The 16,413-nt window shown below is 70.3% G+C and carries 14 protein-coding genes, 1 tRNA gene and 1 pseudogene; 8 read left to right on the forward strand and 8 right to left on the reverse strand.

All coding sequences use genetic code 11. The features are described 5' to 3' along the window. Nucleotides 1–53: 53 nt before the first annotated feature. Nucleotides 54–1,667, reverse strand: a complete 1,614-nt coding sequence (locus WJM95_RS13530) for an MFS transporter (RefSeq protein WP_339129902.1) — start codon at nucleotides 1,665–1,667, stop codon at nucleotides 54–56. Nucleotides 1,668–1,729: 62 nt separating this feature from the next. Between WJM95_RS13530 and WJM95_RS13535 the strand changes: the two genes are divergently transcribed. Continuing rightward, entirely contained in the window at nucleotides 1,730–2,713 is a 984-nt protein-coding gene (locus WJM95_RS13535; protein WP_339129903.1) for a YafY family protein, read from the forward strand. A gap of 592 nt (nucleotides 2,714–3,305) precedes the next feature. On the opposite strand, the gene WJM95_RS13540 is transcribed toward WJM95_RS13535, so the two are convergent. Continuing rightward, nucleotides 3,306–4,304, reverse strand: coding sequence for a sigma-70 family RNA polymerase sigma factor (locus WJM95_RS13540; protein ID WP_339129904.1), 999 nt, complete (start codon nucleotides 4,302–4,304; stop codon nucleotides 3,306–3,308). Between the two features lie 552 nt (nucleotides 4,305–4,856). Continuing rightward, entirely contained in the window at nucleotides 4,857–5,663 is an 807-nt protein-coding gene (locus tag WJM95_RS13545; protein ID WP_339129905.1) for a class III extradiol ring-cleavage dioxygenase, read from the reverse strand. Between the two features lie 138 nt (nucleotides 5,664–5,801). Here WJM95_RS13545 and WJM95_RS13550 point away from each other — a divergent pair, with 138 nt between their 5' ends. Beyond that, nucleotides 5,802–6,311, forward strand: coding sequence for a MarR family transcriptional regulator (locus tag WJM95_RS13550; RefSeq protein WP_339129907.1), 510 nt, complete (start codon nucleotides 5,802–5,804; stop codon nucleotides 6,309–6,311). Nucleotides 6,312–6,688: 377 nt separating this feature from the next. Here WJM95_RS13550 and WJM95_RS13555 read toward each other — a convergent pair whose 3' ends face one another. Both WJM95_RS13555 and WJM95_RS13560 read right to left on the reverse strand, forming a co-directional pair. Then, a complete protein-coding gene (locus WJM95_RS13555) occupies nucleotides 6,689–8,233 on the reverse strand; it encodes an MFS transporter (protein WP_339129909.1) in 1,545 nt (514 codons plus the stop codon). 173 nt (nucleotides 8,234–8,406) lie between these two features. Further along, nucleotides 8,407–9,051 carry a helix-turn-helix domain-containing protein gene (locus tag WJM95_RS13560; protein WP_339129910.1) on the reverse strand — a complete coding sequence of 215 codons (645 nt, stop codon included), beginning with the start codon at nucleotides 9,049–9,051 and terminating at the stop codon, nucleotides 8,407–8,409. A gap of 388 nt (nucleotides 9,052–9,439) precedes the next feature. On the opposite strand from WJM95_RS13560, the gene WJM95_RS13565 reads away from it, so the two are divergent. The 5 genes from WJM95_RS13565 (at nucleotide 9,440) to WJM95_RS13585 (ending at nucleotide 14,336) form a co-directional block, all read left to right on the forward strand. Further along, on the forward strand, nucleotides 9,440–10,714 hold the full coding sequence (locus tag WJM95_RS13565; protein WP_339129911.1) for a M6 family metalloprotease domain-containing protein: 1,275 nt from the start codon (nucleotides 9,440–9,442) through the stop codon (nucleotides 10,712–10,714). 292 nt (nucleotides 10,715–11,006) lie between these two features. Continuing rightward, nucleotides 11,007–12,788: an IclR family transcriptional regulator C-terminal domain-containing protein gene (locus WJM95_RS13570; RefSeq protein WP_339135543.1), complete on the forward strand. Its 1,782-nt coding sequence runs from the start codon at nucleotides 11,007–11,009 to the stop codon at nucleotides 12,786–12,788. A 119-nt stretch (nucleotides 12,789–12,907) separates the two neighbouring features. After that, nucleotides 12,908–13,579, forward strand: coding sequence for a ScbR family autoregulator-binding transcription factor (locus WJM95_RS13575; RefSeq protein ID WP_339129913.1), 672 nt, complete (start codon nucleotides 12,908–12,910; stop codon nucleotides 13,577–13,579). Nucleotides 13,580–13,668: 89 nt separating this feature from the next. Further along, nucleotides 13,669–13,744 (forward strand) — tRNA-Arg (locus WJM95_RS13580). An 85-nt stretch (nucleotides 13,745–13,829) separates the two neighbouring features. Next, entirely contained in the window at nucleotides 13,830–14,336 is a 507-nt protein-coding gene (locus WJM95_RS13585) for a hypothetical protein (protein WP_339129914.1), read from the forward strand. Nucleotides 14,337–14,414: 78 nt separating this feature from the next. Here WJM95_RS13585 and WJM95_RS13590 read toward each other — a convergent pair. Continuing rightward, nucleotides 14,415–14,549: pseudogene (locus WJM95_RS13590) on the reverse strand (tyrosine-type recombinase/integrase); the annotation flags it as partial. Nucleotides 14,550–14,556: 7 nt separating this feature from the next. After that, nucleotides 14,557–15,030: a hypothetical protein gene (locus WJM95_RS13595; protein WP_339136050.1), complete on the reverse strand. Its 474-nt coding sequence runs from the start codon at nucleotides 15,028–15,030 to the stop codon at nucleotides 14,557–14,559. Between the two features lie 310 nt (nucleotides 15,031–15,340). On the opposite strand from WJM95_RS13595, the gene WJM95_RS13600 reads away from it, so the two are divergent. After that, nucleotides 15,341–15,721, forward strand: a complete 381-nt coding sequence (locus WJM95_RS13600; protein ID WP_339129915.1) for a hypothetical protein — start codon at nucleotides 15,341–15,343, stop codon at nucleotides 15,719–15,721. 81 nt (nucleotides 15,722–15,802) lie between these two features. Here WJM95_RS13600 and WJM95_RS13605 read toward each other — a convergent pair whose 3' ends face one another. Next, nucleotides 15,803–16,291, reverse strand: coding sequence for a hypothetical protein (locus tag WJM95_RS13605; RefSeq protein ID WP_339129917.1), 489 nt, complete (start codon nucleotides 16,289–16,291; stop codon nucleotides 15,803–15,805). Nucleotides 16,292–16,413: the final 122 nt, after the last annotated feature.

Below are 16,413 nucleotides of genomic sequence, written 5' to 3' on the forward strand. Positions count from 1 at the left end.
ACCGGGGCGGGTGTCAGCCCCGGCCCACCGGGATCAGCCCCGGCCCACGGGGATCAGCCCCCGCTCACGAACTCCGGCTTCCGGTCCCGGACCTCGCCGGCTTCCCCGCCCTTGTCCAGATCGTGGCCCCGGGGGCCGGTCTCGTCCTGACGGTCCGTCTCGTCCTCGGGACCCGTCGCGTCCTGCGCGCCCTCCACGTGCTGGGCCGGCCGCTTCGGCAGGGCGAACATCAGCAGGAAGATGACGGCCAGTACGGCGGCGACCCAGCCCAGCGCGTGCTGGAAGGCGTTCACGAAGGCCGGGCCCACCTGGGCGGCGGTCAGCCGGTCGCCGATCTCGCCGAAGAAGAGGACCGAGACCAGGCCGAGGCCGAGCGCGTTGCCCATCTGCTGCACGGTGTTGATCAGGCCCGAGGCCGAACCCGAGTGCTCGCGCGGGACGTCCGAGAGCACGGCGTCCGTCAGCGGCGCCACGATGAAGCCCATGCCGGCACCCATGACCACCAGCGGGAGGGCCATCTGCCAGGAGGCGATGCCCATGCCGTAGCGGTCGGACTCCCAGATGTAGAGCAGCACGCCGAGCGCCATGATCAGCGCGCCCGCCTGGAGCACCTTGCGCCCGAAGCGCGGCACGAGGAGCTGCACGGACATGCCCGCCGCCGCCGAGACCGCGATCGAGAACGGCACTCCGGTCAGGCCCGCCCGCAGCGGACGCCAGCCCAGTCCGATCTGCATGTACAGCGTCCAGACCAGGAAGAAGATGCCGAGCGCGACACCGAAGACGGTCTGCACGGCGATGCCCGCCGCGAAGCTCTTCACCTTGAACAGCGACAGCTCGACCAGCGGGGAACCGTCCCGCGCCGTCTTGCGCCGCTCGTACGCCACCAGCGCCGCGAAGACCACGAGGGAACCGGCCATCGACACGTATCCCCACAGCGGCCAGCCCAGTTCACGGCCGCGGGTCAGCGGGTAGAGCAGCATCAGCAGGCCGAGCGTGACGAGGGCGACGCCGACGAGGTCGAGCTTGAGCGCCCTCGGGGCCTTGGACTCGCTGATGAAGCGGCGGCCCAGGATCAGCGCGACCACACCGACCGGCAGGTTGATGAGGAAGATCGGCCGCCATTCCAGGCCGAAGAGGTTCCACTCGGTGAGCAGCGCGCCGAGGAGCGGGCCCGAGACCGCGCCGAGTCCGACGATCGCGCCGAAGAGGCCGAAGACCTTGCCGCGCTCGTGCGCGGGGAAGGTGGCGTGCACGATCGACAGGACCTGCGGCACCATCATCGCGGCCATGGCGCCCTGGAGGATGCGCGAGGCGACGAGCATCTCCGGGTTCACCGCGAAACCGCACAGCGCCGACGCGACGGTGAAGCCGGCCACGCCGAGGAGGAAGAGCCGCTTGCGGCCGTGGATGTCGCCCAGTCGGCCGCCGGTGACCAGGCCCGCGGCGAAGGCCAGCGCGTAGCCCGCGGTGATCCACTGGATCTGGCTGAAGGTGGCGCCCGCGTCGCGCTGGATCGACGGGATGGCGATGTTGACGATCGTGACGTCGACGAGGTCCATGAAGGCCGCGGTCATCACGATGGCGAGGGCGAACCAGCGCCGTCGGTCGGCCGCGGCGCCCGGTGCCGGGCTGCCGAGAGCTGTGTCGGGGAGGTCGGTGGAGGTCATGGGACCAACCTAGAGTCCGATTAGGTCAGATCATGTCCTAGTTCTCCGGCACCCTGGGAGACATGACGACGGATACGCCGGCGAGGCTCCTCCAGCTCCTCTCCCTCCTCCAGACACCCCGCGAGTGGCCGGGCGGCGAGCTGTCCGAGCGTCTCGGGGTGTCGCGCCGCACGGTCCGCCGTGACATCGACCGGCTGCGCGAGCTGGGCTATCCGGTGCAGGCGTCCAAGGGCGCGGACGGCGGCTACCGGCTGGTGGCGGGCACGGCGATGCCCCCGCTCGTCCTCGACGACGAGGAGGCCGTGGCCATCGCGGTGGGCCTGCGGGCCGGCGCCGGGCACGCGGTCGCGGGGGTGGACGAGGCCTCCGTACGGGCGCTCGCCAAGCTGGAGCAGGTGCTGCCGTCCCGGCTGCGCCGCCGCGTGTCCGTGCTCCAGGCCGCGACCACCCCGCTGACCAGCGGAGACGGGGCGAGCATCGCGCCCGAGACGCTGACGGTGATCGCCTCGGCCGTCGCGGGGCCCGAGCGGCTGCGGTTCGCCTACCGCTCCGGGGACGGGACCGGGTCGCGGCGGCTGACCGAGCCGTACCGGCTGGTCTCCACCGGACGCCGCTGGTATCTGGTCGCCTACGACCTGGACCGCGGCGACTGGCGGACGTTCCGCGTCGACCGGGTGACCGAGCCCTTCGCGACCGGCGCCCGGTTCGTGCCGCGCGAACTGCCGGACGGGGACGCCGCCGAGTTCCTGCGGCGGTCGATGTACGGGCGCCAGGAGACCTACGCCTTCGACGTCGTCTTCGCCGCCCCGGCCGAGTTCGTCGCGGCCCGTGTGCCCGCCTGGGTCGGCGCGCCCGAGGCGATCGACGAGCACAGCTGCCGGCTTCGGGCCACCTCCAGCGACTCCGTGGACTGGCTGGCGGTGCGGATCGCGATGGTCGGCTGCGACTTCACGGTGCGGGAGCCACGAGAACTTGTGGATTACGTAAAGGTGTTGGGCGCGAGGCTGAGCCGGGCGGGGGAAGTGCCGCAGACTGACGGCGCTTGACGGCCGGCGGTACCCCCCTGAGCACCTCAGGGGTGGTGACACCCGGTGGACCGTCGGCGACGGCAGGTTATGTCGCTGTGGCAGAATCTGCCCCCGGGTCACCCCGGGGTTCAGGTTCGGGGTGGCCCGTTCTCGTGCGTTCCGGCGACGCTGCCGCGCCCCGCGCGCGGTGCCCCGGAACGAAAATGGAGCCGAGCTCCGGCGCCGGGGGGGGGAGGCGCCGAAGCTCGACTCTGGGAGAGTCCCGGCGCGGGGGGGGGGTGTGCGTCGGGACTCGGTTCTGGGGAGCGGTGTGCTTCCGTCGGGTTCGTCGACCGGTGCTTCCGCTCGGTACGTCTGTTCGCTTCCGCCGCTCGGACAGGGCCCGAAGCGCGGACCCTGAAGTCTTGTTCCCAGGGGTCGGCAGGTTGAAGCGGCCTTACATGGCCATGTCTGGTCGACTTGTGGCCAACGTGCCACGGGTTCCCGTGTGCGGACAGGGCCGGGCGGGTTCCGTGCCCGTGCGGTGAATGAACCCGTACGGCCCAGTCACCCCGCCCGATCGGCCGCTCCGGGGGCGATCCGGTGCCCCCGGTCCAAGCCCCCGTCCCCGCTACGCCGCCGCGTCGAATCCGGTGTCGCGCGCCAGCTTCTTCAGTTCGAGCAGCGCGTGCTTCTCGATCTGACGGATGCGCTCACGTGTGAGCCCGTGCTCCTTGCCGACCTCGGTCAGCGTCCGCTCCCGGCCGTCCTCGATGCCGTACCGCATCTTGATGATGGACGCGGTGCGCTGGTCGAGGTGGCCGATCAGGTCGTCCAGTTCCTCGCTGCGCAGCAGCGTGAGAACCGACTGCTCGGGCGAGACCGCCGAGGTGTCCTCCAGCAGGTCGCCGAACTGGGTCTCGCCCTCGTCGTCCACGGCCATGTTCAGCGAGACCGGGTCACGCGCCCAGTCCAGTACGTCGCCCACCCGCTCGGGGGTCGTGCCGAGCTCGGCGGCTATCTCCGCGTGCTCGGGCTCGCGCCCGTTCTCACGGTTGAACTCCCGCTGCACACGGCGGATCCGGCCCAGTTCCTCGACCAGATGGACGGGGAGGCGGATCGTGCGCGACTGGTCGGCGATGGAACGGGTGATGGCCTGACGGATCCACCAGGTGGCGTACGTCGAGAACTTGAAGCCCTTGCGGTAGTCGAACTTCTCGACCGCGCGCACCAGGCCGGCGTTGCCCTCCTGGATCAGGTCGAGCAGGGGGAGCCCGCTGCGCGGGTACCTGCGCGCCACGGCCACGACCAGACGCAGGTTGGACCGTATGAAGACGTCCTTGGCGCGCTCGCTGTCGGCGACCAGCGCCTCCAGTTCCTCGCGGGACGCGTCCGCCTCGGCCTCCGCCTCGCCGTCGAGGATCTGCCGCGCGAACACACCCGCCTCGATGACCTGGGACAACTCGACTTCCTTGGCGGCGTCGAGCAACGGTGTTCGCGCGATCTCGTCGAGGTACATGCCGACCAGGTCGCGATCGGCGATTTCGCCGCCTCCGGCGCGAACACTGCGTGCCGCGTCGGCGGTCCCGCCGGTGGCGGACTGACGACGGGCGACGGCACGGGTTGCCATGCGTGCTCCCTTGCGTGGTGGGCTTGCGGGTGGTCCTGGACATCCGGTCTCACCCTCCCGGGTGCCCGGCATCTGATGGAAACAACGACTGGAATCAGGACAGAATTCCCAACCGGCCACTGGATTTTTCTGATCATGCAGTACCCTGTCGCACCACACGGCAGGGCCAAAGCGGTCAGAACGTACAGATGTGCAGGTCAGGCCGGGAGCGGCAACCGCACCCGGCGCGCTCACCGACGCGTACGACTCCTGCGCACGTGAGACGCCCATCACATGAGACACCGTCGTCTTCACGCCGGAACTCCGTCGTCCGCGGCTGCTTTCCCACCCTTGAAGACGGACCGCGCCGCCCGATGGTTGCCACGGACACGGATTCACAGGCGATTCCGAGGTACGCCGCATCCAGCACTTTCTCCCCGAAGGCACACGCGCACGGCCTCCGCACATGCGACAGCCCGGGGCAGAGGCAATCCCGCCTCGGGCTCTCCGGGTTCCCTTCATCCGCGGTCCCGAACCAGGACCGCCGCCCGCCGCCCGCCGGACGCAGGCCACTCAGCCGAACTGCACCGACCGCTTCGCCATCCCCAGCCAGAATCCGTCGATCACGGACCGCTGGCCGTCGAGCCCTCCGACGGCGTCCGCCGCGCCCATGGTCACGAAGAGCGGGGCGAAGTGCTCGGTCCGCGGGTGGGCGAGGCGGCCCGCCGGGGACTTGCGCTCGAAGCCGAGCAGCGCGTCCACGTCACCGGCCTCCAGCGCACGGTGTCCCCAGTCGTCGAACTCGCTCGACCAGGCGGGGACTCCCCCGCCGGTGTGGCGCAGGGCCGCGAGGTTGTGGGTGAAGAAGCCGGAGCCGACGATCAGCACGCCCTCGTCGCGCAGCGGCGCCAGCTTCCGCCCGATCTCGAACAGCCGGACCGGGTCGAGCGTCGGCATGGAGATCTGGAGCACCGGGATGTCGGCCTCGGGGAACATCTCCTTGAGGGGGACGTACGCGCCGTGGTCGAGTCCGCGGTCCGGGATGTCCTGCACCGGCGTACCGGGCGCGCGCAGCAGCTTGCGTACGGACGCGGCGAGTTCGGGGGCGCCGGGGGCCGCGTACGTCACTTGGTAGTAGTGCTCGGGGAAGCCCCAGAAGTCGTAGACGAGGGGGACCGTCTCGATCGCGCCGAGGGCGAGGGGGGCCTCCTCCCAGTGCGCGGAGACCATGAGGATCGCCTTGGGGCGGGGCAGGTCGGCGGACCAGGCGGCGAGCTGACCGGGCCAGACCGGGTCGTCGGCGAGCGGCGGGGCACCGTGGCTGAGATAGAGGGCGGGCATGCGCTCCGGCGCGGGGCGCTCCTCGGTGGCGGCGGTCATGGCTGCTCCCTCCAGAGAGTTCCATCGTACGGCGGCAGTGCTTGATCTTTGAAGCAGTTGCTTAAAGTCTCAAGTTCTCAGAACGAGACTACGGCGGGTTTGTTTAAGTTTCAAGAAGGGGCTCGTACAGTGGAGTACATGAACAAGGCACCCGCTCCCGCTGAAGAGCCGCGCTGGCTCACCGCCGAGGAACAGCGCATCTGGCGCGCGTACATGCACGCCACGACTCTCCTGGAAGACCACCTCGACCGTCAGCTCCAGCGGGACGCGGGCATGCCGCACATCTACTACGGCCTGCTCGTCCAGCTCGGAGAGGCGCCGGGCCGCCGGCTGCGGATGACGGAGCTGGCCATGAACGCGAAGATCACCCGCTCGCGGCTCTCGCACGCCGTCGCGCGACTGGAGAAGAACGGCTGGGTACGCCGGGAGGACTGCCCCTCCGACAAGCGGGGCCAGTTCGCGGTGCTGACCGACGAGGGCTTCGAAGTGCTGCGGCGCACCGCGCCGGGCCATGTCGCCGCCGTACGCCAGGCCCTGTTCGACCGGCTCGGCCCCGACCAGCGGAAGGCCTTCGGCGAGGCCATGCGGATCATCGCCGAGGGGCTCCAGCCGAAGGACGCGGGGGCGGATCTGCCCTGGCTCCGCTAGGACGGTCGTCCGCATCGGGGAGGGCCCTGCGGTCGTCCGCATCGGGCGGAGGCCCTGGCCGCGTTCGGGGCTCTCGTCCGCATCGGGCGGAGGCACTGGCCGCGTTCGGGGCTCTCGTCCGCATCGGGCGGGGGCCCTGGCCGCGTTCGAGGCTCTCGTCCGCATCGGGCGGAGGCACTGGCCGCGTTCGAGGCTCTCGTCCGGATCGGGCGGATGCCCTGGCTCCGCCAGGACGGTCGTCCGTGGCGGGCGGTGGACGCGGGACTGCCCCGGCTCCCTGTGGTGGGAGCCGGGGCAGTCCCCCGGAGTCGTACGGACGAGGCGTCCCCATCCCGCGTCCGTACGTGGAGTACCCGAAGGGGTCCGCGCCGGGTTCGTCAGTGGGCGACGACCGGCACCTTCAGCTCGTCCTCCGCGCCCGCGTCCGAACCGACGACCGCGGAGGTGTCCGGACGGCCGGCGTTGATGAGGGTGAAGGCGATTGCCGCGGCGGCCACGAGCATGCCGACCGCGAACCAGATCGCGTTGCTGTAGCCGTGCACCATGCCCTCCGCCTGGACCAGCTGCTGCTGCGCCTTGGTACCGGCGCCCGCGATGTGGTCCTTGATGTACGCGGTGGTCGCGGAGGCCGCGATCGTGTTCAGCAGCGCCGTACCGATCGCACCACCGACCTGCTGCGAGGTGTTGACCATCGCCGAGGCGACACCGGCGTCACGCGGCTCGATGCCGTACGTGGCCAGCGACATGGCGGGCATGAACGCCGTACCCATGCCGAGACCGAGCAGCACCATCGCCGGCAGCACCAGGGTGGCGTACGACGAGCCGATCTCCAGCTGCGCCAGAAGCAGCATGCCGACCGCGGCGACCAGGAAGCCGGGTCCCATCAGCAGCCGCGGCGCGACCCGGGTCATCAGCCGGGCACCGATCTGCGTGGAACCTGTGATCATGCCCGCGACCATCGGCAGGAAGGCGAAGCCGGTCGAGATCGGCGAGTAGCCCTTCACGATCTGGAGGTAGTACGTGAGGAAGAGGAACGTGCCGAACATCGCGATGATCGCGAGACCGAGGGAGAGGTAGACGCCACCACGGTTGCGTTCCGTGACGACGCGCAGGGGCAGCAGCGGGGCCTTGACCTTGGACTCGGTGAGGACGAACGCGGCCAGCAGCACCGCCGACGCGACGAACAGGCCGACCGTCAGGGAGTCGCTCCAGCCGTTGGTCGCGGCGTGGGTGAAGCCGTAGACGAGGGAGACCAGACCGAGGGTGGACAGGACCACGCCCGGGATGTCGAGCGGCGAACGGTTACGGCCGCCCTCGGGCTCACGGATGACGAAGTACGCGCCCGCGGCGGCGATGATCGCGAACGGGATGTTGACGAAGAAGGTCCAGCGCCAGTTCAGGTACTCGGTGAGGACACCGCCGAGGATGAAGCCGATCGCGCCGCCGCCACCGGCGATCGCGCCGTAGATGCCGAAGGCCTTGGCGCGCTCCTTGGCGTCGGTGAACATCACCGCGAGCAGCGAGAGCGCGGCGGGCGCCAGCAGCGCGCCGAACACACCCTGAAGGGCACGGGCGCCGAACATCATCGCGCCGCTCTGCGCCGCTCCACCGAGGGCGGAGGCCAGCGCGAAGCCGACGAGGCCCACGACGAAGGCGCGCTTGCGACCCCAGAGGTCGGCGATACGGCCGCCGAACAGGAGCAGGCCGCCGAAGGCGAGGGCGTAGGCCGTGACGACCCACTGCCGGTTGCCGTCCGAGATGCCGAGGTCGTGCTGGGCGGAGGGCAGCGCGATGTTCACGATGGTGGCGTCGAGCACCACCATCAGCTGGGCCAGCGCGATGAAGGCGAGCGCCTTCCAGCGGTTGCTGTGCGCGTCGGACACCGGGTCCTGAACTGCTGTGGACGTGCCTGTTTCAGACATGGGGATACCCACTCCGGGACTTCGTGGCGAAAAATTGAAAGGAAAGGGGACGGCTCGTCGACGGTGACGGCCGGGGAGCGGCTCGGCAGGCCCCGTCCCTGATGACGGGCGCGCCTCACACGCGATGGGTTCGAGTCGTGACGGCTGTGCGGGCTAGGTGAGCTGTACGGCGGTCACACTCGTCGCAGTGCCTCCAAGTCGGCTGCCACTCCCGGCAGTTCGGATCGGGCCGGGGCCCGCATGCCGTCCAGGAACAGCTGGAGATGACGGTGGACGAAACGGTCGATGCCCTGGCACGCGGTGCCCGGCAGCGGCCTGGTGAGCTGACTGACGGCGATCATGAGGTCGCCCAGCTCGACATCGGGGCGCAGCTGTCCGGCCTCGCGGGCGCGGGCCATCAACTGCTGTATCAGTACGGTGATCCGGTCGCGCGCGGCGACCAGGTCGGGGTGGTTCTGGTCGAAGTTCTCGGAGAGCATCGGGCACAGGGCGCCGATCCGCTCGTCGGCGGCGAAGTGCACGAAGCCGCTCAGCGCCTCGAACGCGTCGCCGTCCACGGCGAGCGCCTCCTCGACCCACTCCGAGGTGCGGTCCATGACCGAGCACACGACCTCACGGGCGAGGGCGTCACGGTCGGGGAAGTTGCGGTACACCGTGGCGTTGCCGACACCGGCCCGGCGGGCGATCTCGTCGAACGGCACGTCGGCGCCGAACTCGACGAACATCTCGCGGGCGGCGGCGACGATCCGCTCCCTGTTGCGCAGGGCGTCGGCGCGCGGCCGGGCCACTCGGCGCTGCACGGGGGTGGCGGTCTCCACGGCGTACTCCTCGTAGTGTCTCGAAGCCTTGGTGCGATCCGGGGATTCGGTCCCCGTTTCGCTCGGACGTATGGCTAAACGGGGAAACGATCCCCGGTTATTTCCCTGATCCGGAACTAATGAGTGTGACCTGCGTCACACGCATTTCTTCCGCTTCAGCCGCCCGTCTCCCCTGCCCCTTCCGCCTCGCCTTTCACCGTTCTCACATCCCCTCGCCTGCCCCCCCTCCCTCCCCCCTTGCTCGCCGCTCCTCCCCTCCTTCCGCGCCCCCTCCGGGGGATGAACCCGATCGGGCTCATCCAGCGCGCGCCCGGCGCGTCGGCGACACAGGGTGATCGAAAGGGTGCAGTCGGACACCGGTGGCTGCCGTGGAGCGAAGGGCCCCTGCATGCAGCCGTCCAGCCGCCGCATACGCCCGCGCCGTGTGGCCGCGCTGGCCACGGTGACCGTTCTGACGCTGGCGGTCAGCACCTCCGCCGGCACCGGACATCTGACGGCCGGCTCCGCCACGGCGGGCTCCACGGCGCTGGCCCGCTCCACGGGGCTCGGCCCCTGCATGATCAGCGGCCCGTCGGGCGTCCAGATGGGCGAGGGGATCCCGACCGCCCCCGGATACGCCCGCTCCACCGGCACGCTCCGGGCCCTGACGCTGATGGTCGACTTCTCCGACGCGCCCGGCAAGGGCAGCGCCCTCGACCGCTACGACGAGTTCTTCCCCAAGACACAGAACTGGTTCCGCACCGCGTCCTACGGCCGTCTCGACTACCGCCCCGAGGCCCCCGTCCGGCACTGGCTGCGGATGCCCAAGCCCTTCAAGGCGTACGGGATAGAGCGCGGCGCGCCCTTCGACCCCGGGTACCGGGAACTCGTCCAGGACATCGTGGCCACCGCCGATCCCGAGGTCGACTTCCGGTCGTACGACATCCTGAACGTGCTGGTCACACCGAACGCCGGGCCCTCCGCGCTGGACACCGTGCTGTCCGTGACCTTCGCCGGCAACACCGAGGCGCCGGTGGCCGACGGCGTCCCCGTCGCCAACGCGTCCTTCGTCTACAGCCGCCAGGACGACGGCTCGGGCTCCTACGCCGACACCGGCTACCGCGTCCTGCCCCACGAGAACGGTCACACCTTCGGCCTGCCCGACCTCTACACCCAGGACGGCGGCGGCGCGGTCGGGCACTGGGACATCATGAGCGAGGACTGGGGCGCCGACAACGACCTGCTCGGCTGGCACAAGTGGAAGCTCGGCTGGCTCGACGCCTCCCAGGTCGGCTGCGCGACGGCGCGCGGCACCGGCGAGTACACCCTGACGCCGATGGCCCGGCGGGGCGGCGCCAAGCTGGTCGTCATACCCGTCGGCCCCCGCAGCGGGTACGTGCTCGAACTCCGTACCCGCGCGGGCAACGACTCCGCCGTCTGCCGTCCCGGCATCCTGGTCTACAAGGTCGACGCGGACGTGGACACCGGGAACGGGCCCATCACGGTGTACGACTCCCACCCCGACAGCGGCGGATGCACCCGGTCGCCCAACGTCCAGGCGGAACTCTCCGACGCCCCCTTCTCGCCCGGTGAGACCTTCAAGGCCGGCAGGGCGGGCATCACCGTCCAGGTCGCGTCGGCGGACTCCGCCGGGAACTACCGGGTGTACGTGACCCGCCGCTGACCACAGGGCGAGCCGCGGAGGAGCGTGCCGGGCCGGACCGATGCCCAAAGGCGCCCGACCTGCTCGGGAGGGCGGCCGGCACTACCGTGGCTCTTCCGAGAGCCCCATCGGAGAGCCCATGTCTTCCAGCCCCCTGCCATCGAGTTCCGGGCCGTCGAGCCCCAGGCCGTCGGGCCCCGCGCTGTCCGGGGTGTCCGGCACCGGCACGGGCCCCACGGCCGTCCGGCCCACGGCTGCCGGGTCCGGCGCGGCACGGTCCGCCGCGGCTCATTCCGCCACCGCCGGGTCCGAGGTGCCCGACGAGGCGGTCACACCGCTGATCCGCGGGATCGCGGTGCTGCGGAGGCTGACCGAGGCGGACGGGGCGGCCGGCCTCAGCGGACTCGAACGGGCCACCGGGCTGACGCGGTCCGCCGTCGACCGGATCACCGCGACCCTGGCGCGCATGGGATACGTACGCCTCGACGGCCGGGACGCCGTCCTGGCCCCGCGTCTGATGGAGCTCGGCAACGCCTACCTCGCCGCACTCCGGCTCCCCCGCGTCCTGGACCCGCACGCCGACGCCCTCGCCGACGAACTCGACGAGTCGGTGTCCCTCGCCGTCCGCGACCGGGACGGCATCCGCTTCATCCATCAGGCGACCCGGCGCCGCGCCATGTCCCTGAGCTTCCGCATCGGCGACCTGCTTCCCGCCGAACGCACCGCGCCAGGAGCCCTGTTCGCGTCCGAGTGGACGGAGGAGGAGTGGACGCGCTGGCGCGAGCGGCGCGCGGCCGATCCGGAGGACCGCGGCTTCCCGGCCGTACCGGCACGGAGCCGGCCGTACGGGGCGAGGTCCGACGACTCGGCCTTCCCGGCCGCCCAACGCCCCACCGTCGGCAACGACTTCGAGCAGCGCGCGGCCGAAGCGGGCCGTGCGGGCTGGGCGTTGGACGACCAGCTGATCGAACCGGGCCTCGTCGCCGTCTCGATGCCCGTACGGGAGGCGGGGCGGATCGCCTGTGTGGTGAACGTGGTCAGCCATACGAGCCGGCACGACGCGGCCGGACTGCGGAACGTACTGCTGCCGCGCCTGCGGGCGGCGGTGGCGGAGATGGAACGGGCACTGGAGAGGGACGCGCTGGAGGCGCGGGGTGCCCCGGACGGAGCGGTCGCGCTGGACGCACCGGACGCGCGGGGTCTGGGGGTGGCGTCCGGGCGGTCGGGAATCCCGGCGAACCCGGGGTCCGTGAGGACCGCGACCACCCCCTCCGGGCTCGCCGACTGGTCCGGCGCCTCCGAGCAGGAGCTGGGGCGGGAGTTCGTCGAGTCGCTGGCGCGGGGCCTGACCGTGATCACGGCCTTCGGCGAGGGCCGCGGTGAACTGAGCCTCACGGCCGTCGCCCGGGCGACCGGACTCGACCGCGCGACCGCTCACCGCGCCCTGACCACCCTGGAACACCTCGGATACGTCACCACGCACGACGAGGTCTTCCGCCTCACCCCCCGTGTCCTGGGGCTCGGCTTCCCGCCACTCTCGCGGGTCTCGCTCCCCGAGATCGCGGCCCCGTATCTGGCCGAGCTCTCGCAGCGGCTGCACGACTCGGTGTCGCTCGCCGTGCCGGTGGGCGACGCGATCCAGTACACCGGGCACGTCTCGACCCGCGGCGTCCTGAGCGTCCACGTCACCGTCGGCACCCGGGTGCCCGCGTACGCCACTTCGCTGGGCCGGGCGATCCTGGCCGATCTTCCGGAGGCCCGCGCACTGGAGGCGCTGACGGGTGGCGCCGCGGACACGGATTCCCGGGCGGCCGCCATGACCCCGGAGCGGTTCAGGGCCGAACTGGACCGGGTGCGGGAGACCGGATACGCGCTGGTCGAGGGAGAGTTGGAACAGGGGCTGCGGTCCATCGCGGTCCCCCTGCGCGACCGGGACGGACGGACCGTGGCCGCGGTGAACGTCGCCATGCACAACAGCCGCCGCACGGCGGAGGCCTGCGTCGACGACGTCCTGCCCGAACTCCGCGCGACGGCGGCCCGTATCGAGGCGGATCTGCGGACCGCAGGCCGCTTCCTCCGGGTACGGCCGACCTGATCCGGCGCCCGAGACTCTTCAACAGACAATGAAATCAGGGGAGTTACCACAGTGGCGTGAAGATGATCTGCGCGACCGGGGCCCCGTTGACAGATCCAAAACCAGGTTCCTAGCGTCGCTTGCGGCAGGACAAACGGCAGCCGAACGACAAGGAGCGTCCGGGTGGTCTCGTCGTGGTGAGGCAGGAGAGGTCCGAGCGAACCAGGCGCAACCTGATCCGGGCCGCCTCGGCGGTGTTCGACCGGTCCGGCTACGAACGGGCCACCCTGTCCGCGATCAGCGCACGCGCCCAGGTCACCAAGGGGGCCCTGTTCTTCCACTTCGCGGCCAAGTCCGACCTCGCCCGCGCCGTCCAGGCGGAGGCCTGCGCCGTGTCGGGCGACGCGCTCGTGAAGCTGACGCGGCTGGAGGCTCCGGCCTTCGAGATAGCCACCGCCATGGCCCACACGCTCGTCAGTCTTCTGGAGACCGACACGACCGTCCGCGCGGGGGCGCGTCTGGCCCAGGAGATCAGGACCCCGGACGATCCGTCACTCCACTGCCACCGCAACTGGCTCGGCGCCCTGAACGCGATCCTGGCCCGGGCCCGCGACGACGGCTCGCTGCTCCCCGGTGTCGATGTCGGCACGGCGGCCGCGCTGATGCTGTCGATGATCACGGGCACGACCGCCCTGCCCCGCACCACCCCGGCAACCCCCCGCCGGCCCTCCCCCCAGCAGTCCGGCGACCTGTGGCTGACCCGCATGCTCCACCTGACCCGCCCGTCCCTCTCGAACCTCCCCGCCGGCTGACGCCCCCGCGCCCCACCTGCCCAAACGGGAACCTTCCCAGCCCCCACCCGGGATCCGCTAGGCTAGCTACCGGATCGCACACGATCCACGCCTTCGTAGCTCAGGGGATAGAGCACCGCTCTCCTAAAGCGGGTGTCGCAGGTTCGAATCCTGCCGGGGGCACCAGGGCAAAGGCCCCGGACCGATCATGGTCCGGGGCCTTTGCCAACTGGTTCCGACATCAACGGGGACGGGACGGAGCGCATCCGGCGTGACAAGAGATGAGGCCCTCGACCGGTTGAGGCAACTGGTGCGAGCTCGGGCATTCGGACACCACGTCGGCTCGGACCGCCTCATCCAGGCCGGCCTCGACGCTCTTCTTGCCGACGTCGATGCCCCGTCGCTTGCCCTTCTCGCCGGCCTGGGCCGTCGTGAGGAGCACGAGGCACGGGAGCTGTTCGATCACGTCGTGGACGAGCTGGGGCTGGGATTCGAGGTGCCGGCGGACCCGGTCGCCGCAAGGTGGGCCTTGGCCCATTGGCTGGCCGCTCAGATCGTCGACGGCTCCCTGGACCCGGCGACCGGTGCCAACCTCATATGGGTCGAAGCGGCGTCAGAACTCGGCTATCCCGATCGCCTGCAACCGATCGTCCACTGTGCCAGTGAGCTGGACGACTGGAACACCGATTGGAGCACTCCGCTGGAGCAGCTCAAGGAAGAAGTCGTGGTCGCCGCCCGCGCGCTCATCGAAAGCGGCGGACCCGAGTCCGCTCTCTGAGGACCGCGGAGCCCCAGGACTGTCACGTCCTGGGGCTCCGCGTCTTGGACAGAGGGGAACGTCGTTGGACACGCCCGTAGTTGTGCTGATCTGCGCGTGCCCCAGGATCTCCCTCACGACGCGGGGCGCGACTCCGGCCGCCGTGAGAAGAGTGGCCGTGCCGTGCCGCGCGTCATGCAGCCGGATCACGCGAAGGCCAGCGGACTCGGCGACGACGGCTCTACTCGCCCGTGCCGCTCTTGCCGGAAGCGGGCTGGGTCTGCCGGAAGATTTCTGCTCCGAACCTTTGCCAATCAACGGTCATGGAATCCCGTGACAGCCCGTACACCCGCCCTACAGTCCGGTCGGTGTTGCCGTCATCGCACTTGAGCCTGATGACGTACAGCCCGTCTTCTTTGGAGGCTCTGCCTCGACAGTGGTGTTTGCCGAGCAGTTCTACATGCTGGCCATCGACGAGGAGTCTGGCGAAGCTCCCGGCACTGAGATAGACCCAATTGCCGGTGAGCGGCGGATCGGCTTCATCGTTGGCGGCCTGGGTGCCGGGCGTGCCGGCCAGGCTGTCAGGGCTTGCCGTCGCCGTCGACGTAGGTCTCGAAGGGGGCTTCGCTTCCTCGGACTTTGTACCGCCGCATCCGCATATGGCGACGGCTGCCGTCAAGACCATCCCGGCAACCTTGTGCACCCGCTTGATCACGTCATCCCCTCGAAAGACCAGCCCAGACTCGCCGGGAGCCTACGGGGCCGTGATCACTCGGTCCATGGCGGCTCCGGCCCCAAAGCCGTCCGCCGACCTCACGTGGTGTCCCCGGGTGATCCGCAGCGGCTGGACGGAATGTTCCGTGACGCTTGTCTCGTACTTGACGATCTCAGCCCGTTGACCAGCGGTTTACGATCTCGGAATGCGCCATGCCCTCCCCCGTCTCGCCCGTCTCCTGCCATTGATCGGTTTGATCGCAGGGTGCGGAGGCGCCCAGACCCCCCAGCCCTCCCCGAGCCGAGCGAAGGTGAGCGTCGACCCTTCAGCGGCACAGCACCGCAAGGAATTCGAGAACGTCCGTGGGGAGCTGCTTCAAGCGGCGGCGCGGGTGGACGTGCCCGGTGGGTTCAGAGGAGACGGCAAAGAAGAGCCGTCCGGTGATTACTGCTCGATCTTTCTCGACGGCTTCGTACCGGCGAAGAATGCGGCGCACTCCCGAGAGGATGTGACAGCGGCCCTTCGGGCAGACGGCTGGAAGCAGATTCACTCCGGGGGTACGGACGAGAGTCTGCTCGCCCGCGGCACCTGGGCGGTTTTCGTCACACGCACGAACGCACCTCTCCTGGGTACCGATGGCAAGGTGCTTCACGAACTCACCATCAAAGCCGACTGCAAGGGGAACTCGTAGCAGCGGAAGTCGATCCGCGGTACCGCGGTGAAGTACCGCAACGACAGCAACCGACCATGACCCGCGGCAGCTCCGAGCCCGTCAGGCGAGGGACGACCGGATCCGGTCGATGGCGCGCAGAACCTCATCTCTGTTCTTCGCGCTCTTGGTCCAGGTTGGTAGCCGCGCGACGAGGGTCATCCTTTTCACCTGCGCGTCCCACGGTGCTCGCTCACGCAACGGCGCCTGTACGAACTTCCGGATCAGCTCCAGGTGTTCCGGGTTGTAGGCCCACAGCCGGCCGTGTCGCGTCTCTGTCTGCAACCACAACGGCAGACCGAAGTAGGGATCCGTGGCTTCGCCTCGCCCCCGGAAGAGGCGGAAGGCTCCCCCAGCAGCATCTCGCGACAGACCGCACGCCCTACAGACGAGGCGGCGGCGCGCGAATACGGAAGGAACTTCACCTTCGGCCGCCGGTACCGTCGGGGCAACGTGCGCAATCCCAGCGCACTTCGGACAGCTCACGAGCACATGATCAATGAAGTCGTACTTCGTGTGCTGGGCATCTCGGAACCGCTGCGGCGAGAACATGACGCCAGTACAGCAGGCCCGTGCGCAGAGAAGGCGGCCCGGACCACCGGCGGATCGGTCGGGGACATCTCGCGAGCGTGGACCGGTCGGGCCGGGCGAATCCCTGGAGCGGGTGTCGCAGG

The sequence above is a fragment of the Streptomyces sp. f51 genome (assembly GCF_037940415.1).
GTDB lineage: Bacteria > Actinomycetota > Actinomycetes > Streptomycetales > Streptomycetaceae > Streptomyces.